General features: G+C 67.5%; 1 protein-coding gene. It reads right to left on the bottom strand.

Annotated features, from left to right (window positions below; genetic code table 11):
* Positions 1 to 212: 212 nt before the first annotated feature.
* A complete protein-coding gene (locus tag VGV06_14625) occupies positions 213 to 1,577 on the bottom strand; it encodes a TrpB-like pyridoxal phosphate-dependent enzyme (protein ID HEV2056381.1) in 1,365 nt (454 codons plus the stop codon).
* Positions 1,578 to 1,860: the final 283 nt, after the last annotated feature.

Here is a 1,860-nt window from a genome sequence, read left to right as displayed (position 1 = left end):
GACGACCGAATGGGTTGAGCTTCGCCATAGAGTGGGACACCAGAGAGCCCTCCTTGTGCCGTTTCGAGTTCAGTCACCCGAAGCAAGCACGGAGGGCTCTCTTCTTGTCAACAACCTCTATGGGCAGCTCAACTAGCGCCGCCGGGCTCTGCCGCGCGCGGAGCGTCATCTGCACGCAGTGCCTCCGGCCTCCCCTGGCAGGGGCTCGTTGCTTACACGGCGACCTTCGGCAAGCCCTTGAGCGCCTCGGCGACCTTCTCCGACGGGTACTCGTAGTCCTCGAGCTGCCCGCTGAGGTATCGCTCGTATGCGCCGAGGTCGAAGTCGCCGTGGCCGGAGAGGTTGAAGGCGATCGTCTTTATCTGCCCTGACTCCTTGCACCGCAGGGCCTCGTCGATGACCACTTTGATCGCGTGCGCGGACTCGGGCGCGGGGAGGTAACCCTCCGCCCGGGCGAACATCACCGCAGCCTCGAACGTCGGCCGCTGATGCACGGCGACGGCCTCGATGAGCTTCTGCTCATAGAGCGCGCTCACCGCCGGCGCCATGCCGTGGTAGCGCAGCCCGCCGGCGTGGATCGGCGCGGGCATGAACGAGTGGCCGAGCGTGTGCATCTTCATGAGCGGCGTCATCATCGCCTCGTCGCCAAAGTCGTAGACGTACTGCCCCTTGGTGACGCTCGGCGCGGCCATCGGCTCGACCGCGATGACGCGGAGGTCCTTCACCTTGCCGGTGAGCTTGTCGGCGACGAAGGGGAAGGCGAAGCCGCTGAAGTTCGAGCCGCCGCCGATGCAGCCGACGAGGATGTCGGGCCTCTCGCCGGCGAGCTCGAGCTGCTTCTTCACCTCCTGCCCAATGACGGTCTGGTGCATGAGGACGTGATTCAGCACCGAGCCGAGGGAGTACTTGGTGTCCTCGCGCGTCGCGGCGTCCTCGACCGCCTCGGAGATCGCGAGGCCCAGGCTGCCCGGGTTCTTCGGGTCTGTCGCGAGCGCGGCGCGACCGGCGGTCGTGTCCGGGCTCGGGCTCGCGACGACCTCGGCGCCCCAGGTCTCCATGAGGATGCGCCGGTAGGGCTTCTGGTCGTAACTCACGCGGACCATGTAGACCTTGCACTCGAGGTCGAACATCCGCGCGGCGAGCGCCATCGCGCTGCCCCACTGGCCCGCGCCGGTTTCGGTCGCGATGCGCTTGGTGCCTTCCTGCTTGTTGTAGTAGGCCTGCGCGATCGCGGTGTTCGGCTTGTGGCTGCCGGCCGGGCTGACGCCCTCCCACTTGTAGTAGATGTGCGCGGGCGTGCCGAGCACCTTCTCGAGGCCGAGCGCCCGAATCAGCGGCGTGGGCCGCCACAGCTTGTATGCCTCGCGGATCGGCTCAGGGATCTCGATCCAGCGCTCGCGGCTCACCTCCTGCTTGATGAGCTCGATCGGGAAGAGCGGCGCGAGGTCGGCCGGCCCGATCGGCTGTCCGGTGCCTGGATGGAGCGGCGGTGGGAGCGGCGTGGCCAGGTCCGCTTGGATGTTGTACCAGTGTGTCGGGAGGTCCTTCTCGTCGAGCATGAACTTGCGCTGCGCCATGTTGTCGCTCCCCTGCCACGGCCCCCCTGCGCGCGCCCTCGTCACGGTCGTGGCGCCAGGATCCGAAGGGTACATCGGAGGCCGGCCCCGCGCCAAGCGCGCACTTCATCGTGACCAACCATGAGCCGACGGGCAGACTCGATGCGGCCGGCGATCCCTGCTCCTCTAACCCGCCAGCCGGAGCCACCCGCGCTCGTCCTGGATGATTCGAGCGGTTACCACATCCGCACGGTTGACTCCCGTCTTCCGCTCCGCCGCTTTTCGAGGTCGGGTCGGCCGTTCC

Source organism: Candidatus Methylomirabilota bacterium, from assembly GCA_035936835.1.
In the GTDB taxonomy this organism is placed as follows: domain Bacteria; phylum Methylomirabilota; class Methylomirabilia; order Rokubacteriales; family CSP1-6; genus AR37.
Note: the sequence above shows the minus strand (reverse complement) of the source record. Positions and strands in the feature narration are given on the sequence as shown.

Bases quoted from the DNA above. Each gene is read 5' to 3' on its own strand.
- VGV06_14625 (HEV2056381.1), bottom strand. From the start codon at position 1,577: ATGGCGCAGCGCAAGTTCATGCTCGACGAGAAGGACCTCCCGACACAC.